A 5,971-nucleotide genomic window follows, 5' to 3' on the forward strand; every position below is an offset into this window, starting at 1 on the left:
CAGCGAGGTTGCGCTCGCGCGACTCGATTCGCCCGCCCGGGGTAATCGGCATCTGGGCTTTGCGAAAGCTCTGGTGCATGAGATGCCGCACACCCTGGCCGCGTTGGAGGCAGGCGTGCTGACGGAGTGGCGGGCCACCTTGATCGTGCGCGAAAGCGCGTGCCTGGACGTCGATGACCGGCGGACCCTGGATGCCGAGTTGTGCCGCAACCAAGCCGAACTGCAGGGCATGGGCGACGCACGGGTGGCGGCGGCCGCCAAGACGATCAGTTACCGGCTCGATCCGCATGCGGTCGTCGAGCGGGCCGCCAAGGCCGAAACGGAACGCACGGTGACCATTCGGCCCGCGCCGGACACGATGACCTATCTGACCGCGTTATTGCCTGTGGCCCAAGGTGTCTCAGTCTACGCGGCACTGCGGCGGGAAGCCGATGTCTGTGGCGACGGGCGCTCGCGTGGCCAGGTAATGGCCGACACTCTCGTCGAGCGGACCACCGGGCGAAGTGCGGCAGCGGCGACCCCGATCGCGGTCAATCTGGTGTTGTCCGACGAAACGCTGTTTGGTGGGTCCAACGCCCCTGCCACCGTAAGCGGCTACGGTCCCATTCCGGCGGCCGTTGCGCGCGGATTGGTCTCGGGCGCCGTCAGTGATCCACTGTCGCGGGCTAAGCTGCGCCGGCTTTACGCCCATCCGGACTCAGGAGCATTGGTGGCGATGGAGTCACGGTCCCGGTTGTTTCCCAAAGGGTTGGCCGCTTTCATCGGGCTACGGGATCAGCGCTGCCGCACTCCCTACTGCGACGCACCGATCCGCCACCGCGACCATGCGCAGCCATGGGCCTCCGGGGGTCCGACTGACGCGGTTAACGCTCTCGGACTCTGCGAACGATGCAACTATGTCAAAGAGGTCGCCGGCTGGTGCGTCAAACCGAATGTTGATGAAATTGGCAGGCATACAGCGCAATTCACTACACCAACCGGCGCCCACTATTGGTCGGCGGCGCCTCCGCGGGCCCCGACGGTCATGGCAAGCGATGTTGAAGTTCGCATCGGTATAGCACTGGCTCGACACGCGGCCTAACCCAGCAGGTTGCGCACGACGCCGTCGGCCAGCAGCCGCCCCCGGTCGGTGAGCACCAGGTGCTCGCCCTCGCGAGACAGCAAGCCGTCCTGGACAGCGACGCCGGCGCGCTCGCGCTCGGCCTCGTCCAGCAGTTCGGTCGGCAGTCCTTGACGCAGCCGGATCTTCAACAGCACGTCCTCGGTGTGGCGGCTGGTGGCATCCAGCTGCTCGAAACCGGCGACCGGCAGCGCGTCACCGTCCAGTATCTGCGCATAAGCGTTGGGATGCTTGACATTCCACCAGCGCGTCGCGCCGACGAAGCTGTGCGCGCCCGGACCGGCGCCCCACCACTGACCACCGTCCCAGTACCCCAGATTGTGTCGACACTCCCCGCCCGGCCGACTCCAGTTGGACACCTCGTACCAGTCGAACCCGGCCGCCGACAGCTGCTGATCGGCCAGCTCGTAGCGATGTGCAAGGACGTCGTCGTCGGGAGCGTCCAGTTCGCCGCTGCGGACCCGGCGCGCCAGCGCGGTGCCCTCCTCGACGACCAAGGCGTAGGCGGACACGTGATCGACGCCGGTGTCGATCGCAGTGTCGACCGATCTCAGCAGGTCGTCGTCGGACTCCCCGGGAGTGCCGTAGATGAGATCGAGGCTGACGTGTTCGAATCCTTCGGCAAGCGCCTCGCGAGCCGCGGCCGCCGACCGGTTCGGCGTGTGGATCCGGTCGAGTACACCCAGCACCCGAGGCGACACCGACTGCATACCCAACGACACCCTCGTGCAGCCGGCGGCCAGGGCCGCGGCGAAGAAGTCCGGCCACGCCGACTCCGGGTTGGCCTCGGTGGTCACCTCGGCGTCGGTGGCCAGCTCGAAGTTGTCGCGCACCGATTGCAGCACCCGGGTGAAGCGCTCCGGGCCCAACAGCGACGGCGTCCCGCCGCCGACGAAGACGGTGTGCACGGTCGGTCCGCCCAGCCGAGCGGCCGCGAGTTCGAGCTCTGACCGCAGCTTGTCCAGCCATGCATCGGGGTTGACACCGCCCAGCTCGGCGGGCGTGTAGGTGTTGAAGTCGCAGTAGCCGCAGCGGGTGAAGCAGAACGGCACATGTACATAGATGCCGAACGGCCCGCCTCCGCTCAACTGCAGCTCAGGAAGGTCGGCTGGCGCGGAGGATGCCGTCACGCCTTATCAATATTCCCGAGTACCGGCCCAACCTCCACCGCGGGCCAGCACGAATGACAGCGGGGGGTTCTTCGCAGCCGAATCGAGGAAAACGTTACGGAGGATTTCAGACACGGCTCGTAGTTTCGATCACTATGAGTGCAATTCCCCCCTGGTAGTTATGGGCGGCGGCATCCGTGGCACAATGGTCGAGTGACCGCAGCCCACCCCAATTTCCGTATCGCGTTGGTGGCGCGCCGTCATGTCGACTTCTTGCGTGTCTGCAGCTGTCGCTGTCTGGCTTGATGTCGTAGACCCGTCCACCAGTACTTTCAGCTGGCCCCCGGATCTGCGCCGCCGGGACAGCCACCGGTGGTTTGCGTGGTCCCAGCCGGCTACTCCACAAAGGAGATTGCCGCATGACGTCCCCCCGCCCCGCCAAGAGCCGCAGCGAAGGCCAGTGGGCGCTGGGTGAGCGCGAGCCGCTCAACCCCAACGAGCAGTTCAAGCAAGACGACGATGCGCTCAACGTCCGCGACCGAATCCTGAACCACTACTCCACCGCCGGATTCGACAGCATCGAGAAGAACGACCTGCGTGGCCGCATGCGCTGGGCCGGGCTCTACACGCAACGCGAGCAGGGTTACGACGGCAGCTTCACCGGTGACGAGAACATTGACCTGCTCGAGGCCAAGTACTTCATGATGCGGGTGCGTTGCGACGGCGGCACATTGTCAACCGCGGCGCTGCGTACGCTCGGCGAGATTTCCATCGAGTTCGCCCGGGATACCGCCGACATCTCCGACCGGGAAAACGTTCAGTACCACTGGATCCGGATCGAGGATGTACCTGAGATCTGGAAACGACTGGAAGCCGTCGGCCTGCAGACCACCGAGGCTTGCGGCGACTGCCCCCGGGTGGTGCTGGGCTCCCCGCTGGCCGGTCTGTCGGTCGACGAGGTGCTCGATCCCACGCCGGCGATCGAGGAGATCGTCCGCCGTTACATCGGCAATCCGGAGTTTTCGAACCTGCCCCGGAAATACAAGACCGCGATATCGGGTCTGCAGGACGTCGCGCATGAGATCAATGACATCGCGTTCATCGGCGTCAACCATCCCGAGCACGGTCCGGGACTCGATTTGTGGGTAGGCGGCGGCCTGTCCACCAACCCGATGCTCGCGCAACGCGTCGGCGCCTGGGTGCCACTGGAGGAGGTGCCCGACGTCTGGGAGGCCGTCACCTCACTGTTCCGTGACTATGGCTATCGGCGACTGCGGGCCAAAGCCCGGCTGAAGTTCCTCATCAAAGACTGGGGCATCGAGAAGTTCCGTGAGGTGCTCGAAACCGAGTACCTCAAGCGCAAACTCATCGATGGCCCGGCCCCCGAGCCGCTCAAGCACCCGATCGACCACGTCGGCGTGCAGCGGCTGAAGAACGGGCTCAACGCCGTGGGCGTCGCGCCGATCGCCGGTCGGGTATCCGGCACGATCTTGTCCGCGGTCACCGACCTGGCCGAGCAGGCGGGATCGCAGCGGGTCAGCTTCACCCCGTACCAGAAGCTGATCATCCTCGACGTCCCTGACGACAAGCTCGACGAGTTGATCGCCGGCCTGGATGCGCTTGGGCTGCCGTCGCGACCATCGCAGTGGCGTCGGAACCTGATGGCCTGCACGGGAATCGAATACTGCAAATTGTCATTCGCCGAAACTCGAGTGCGTTCGCAGTCGCTGGTGCCCGAACTCGAGCGCCGGCTCAATGACCTCAACGCGCAACTGGATGTGCCGGTCACGGTCAACATCAACGGCTGTCCGAACTCGTGTGCCCGAATCCAAATCGCCGACATCGGTTTCAAGGGCCAGATGGTCGACGACGGCGACGGGAATTCTGTCGAGGGATTCCAGGTTCACCTTGGAGGCAGCCTGGGCCTCGACAGCGGTTTCGGCCGAAAGCTACGGCAGCACAAGGTCACCAGCGACCAACTGGGTGACTACATCGATCGCGTGGTGCGCAACTTCGTCAAGCAGCGAGATGGTGACGAGCGTTTCGCGAATTGGGCGCTGCGTGCCGAGGAGGCAGATCTGCGATGAGCAACTTGACGGAAGCGGAACTACGACAGCTGGCCGAGAAGGGCGCCGCAGAGTTGGAAGGCGCCAGTGCCAGCGACCTGTTGCGCTGGACTGACGAGAACTTCGGCGGCGTCGGCGGACCCCGGTCCACGGCGACCTGCAACTACGTGGTGGCCTCCAATATGCAGGACGCGGTGTTGGTCGATCTGGCCGCCAGGGTCCGCCCTGGCGTACCAGTATTGTTCTTGGACACCGGATACCACTTCGTGGAGACAATCGGTACCCGCGACGCGGTCGAGGCCGTCTACGACGTGCGGGTGCTCAACGTCACGCCAGAGCACAGCGTCGCCGAGCAGGACGAGCTGCTGGGCAAAGACCTGTTCGCCCGTAAGCCCAGCGAATGCTGCCGGATGCGCAAGGTCGCCCCGCTGTCCAAGGCGCTTCGCGGCTACTCCGCGTGGGTGACCGGTCTGCGACGGGTCGAAGCGCCGACCCGCGCCAACGCGCCGCTGGTCAGCTTCGACGAGGCGTTTGGACTAGTGAAGATCAACCCGCTGGCCACGTGGTCCGACGACGACATGCAGAACTACATCGACGAGAACGATGTACTGGTCAATCCGCTTGTCTACGAGGGATATCCGTCGATCGGCTGCGCGCCCTGCACGGCCAAGCCAGTCGAGGGCGCCGACCCGCGCAGTGGACGCTGGCAGGGGCTGTCCAAGACCGAATGCGGGCTGCACGCGTCGTGACGACCCTGGTGCTGGCCGCGCATGGCAGCGCCGATCCACGATCGGCGGCCAATGCCCGCGCCGTGGCCAATCGAATTCGCTTCATGCGGCCCGGCCTCCGCGTGCGTGTCGCGTTCTGCGACCTGAACACGCCACGCCTGGTTGATGTCGTCACGCCGGACGCGGTGGTCACCCCGTTCCTGCTGGCAGACGCCTACCACGCCCGCATCGACATCCCCCGCCAGATCGGGAGCTGCGGTGCCACTGCGCGACAGGCCGACGTACTCGGCGAGGACGACCGGCTGGTAGCCGTGCTGCACGAGCGGCTGGCCGACCTGGGAGTCAGCCCGCACGCCCCGCAACTGGGTGTGCTGGTGGTGGCAATCGGCTCGACGCACGCTGCGGCCAATGCACGCACCGCCCAGGTCGCCGACAAGCTCATCGAGGGCACTCAGTGGGCCTGTGCGACAACCGCGTTCGCCACCGGCTCCGGACCGTCTCTGGCGGAGGCCGCAATCGAGTTACGCCGTCGCGGCGCCCGTCACCTGGTCATTGCACCGTGGTTCCTGGCGCCCGGACGGCTGACCGATCGGGTCGCGACATTTGCTGCGGCCGAAGGCATTCCGATGGCAGCATCGCTCGGTGCACACCGACTGGTGGCCGAAACGGTACTGGACCGCTTCGCCGCAGCGGTGGCCGTGCCTATCGCGGCTTGACTACGCCACACCGGCGCCCGAGTTCGAACTGCATTGAAGGAGCCCCCTCCCGAGGGCTACGGTGTCCTTCACTATGACTTCGCCAGAGGCAACGGATCCCGAAGAAGCCGGCCCGGCCGGCGCTGGTCGCCCGGTCAGCAGGTGGGCGATTGCGGCGTTCCTGCTCGGTGTGGTGAGCCTGGTGCCGCTGAGCGTGATCGCCGGAATCGTCGCGTTGGTCAAAGCCAGGCAC

At 65.8% G+C, this 5,971-nt stretch carries 5 protein-coding genes; 4 read left to right on the forward strand and 1 reads right to left on the reverse strand.

Features of this window, described 5'->3' with window-relative positions; translation table 11 throughout:
* Window positions 1–1,081, forward strand: a 1,081-nt coding sequence (locus WAN02_RS24855; RefSeq protein ID WP_422267390.1) for a DUF222 domain-containing protein, incomplete at its 5' end; no start/stop codon positions are given.
* Here WAN02_RS24855 and hemW read toward each other — a convergent pair.
* On the reverse strand, window positions 1,078–2,250 hold the full coding sequence (gene hemW, locus WAN02_RS24860; RefSeq protein ID WP_422267392.1) for a radical SAM family heme chaperone HemW: 1,173 nt from the start codon (window positions 2,248–2,250) through the stop codon (window positions 1,078–1,080). The two genes, WAN02_RS24855 and hemW, sit on opposite strands and share 4 nt — an antisense overlap.
* Before the next feature lie 398 nt (window positions 2,251–2,648).
* Here hemW and WAN02_RS24865 point away from each other — a divergent pair, with 398 nt between their 5' ends.
* Genes WAN02_RS24865 through WAN02_RS24875 form a run of 3 tightly spaced genes read left to right on the forward strand, consistent with a single transcriptional unit; the run spans window position 2,649 to window position 5,739 of the window.
* Entirely contained in the window at window positions 2,649–4,316 is a 1,668-nt protein-coding gene (locus WAN02_RS24865) for a nitrite/sulfite reductase (protein WP_422267394.1), read from the forward strand.
* Window positions 4,313–5,044 (forward strand): phosphoadenylyl-sulfate reductase, encoded by a 732-nt coding sequence (locus WAN02_RS24870; RefSeq protein ID WP_422267396.1) that lies wholly within the window; start codon window positions 4,313–4,315, stop codon window positions 5,042–5,044. Before WAN02_RS24865 ends, WAN02_RS24870 begins: the two co-directional genes overlap by 4 nt.
* Window positions 5,023–5,739 (forward strand): sirohydrochlorin chelatase, encoded by a 717-nt coding sequence (locus tag WAN02_RS24875; RefSeq protein WP_422267398.1) that lies wholly within the window; start codon window positions 5,023–5,025, stop codon window positions 5,737–5,739. Before WAN02_RS24870 ends, WAN02_RS24875 begins: the two co-directional genes overlap by 22 nt.
* Window positions 5,740–5,971 lie beyond the last annotated feature (232 nt).

Source organism: Mycobacterium sp. (assembly GCF_049281135.1).
Lineage (GTDB): Bacteria > Actinomycetota > Actinomycetes > Mycobacteriales > Mycobacteriaceae > Mycobacterium.

Bases quoted from the DNA above. Each gene is read 5' to 3' on its own strand.
- WAN02_RS24865 (WP_422267394.1), top strand. From the start codon at position 2,649: ATGACGTCCCCCCGCCCCGCCAAGAGCCGCAGCGAAGGCCAGTGGGCG.
- WAN02_RS24870 (WP_422267396.1), top strand. From the start codon at position 4,313: ATGAGCAACTTGACGGAAGCGGAACTACGACAGCTGGCCGAGAAGGGC.
- WAN02_RS24875 (WP_422267398.1), top strand. From the start codon at position 5,023: ATGCGGGCTGCACGCGTCGTGACGACCCTGGTGCTGGCCGCGCATGGC.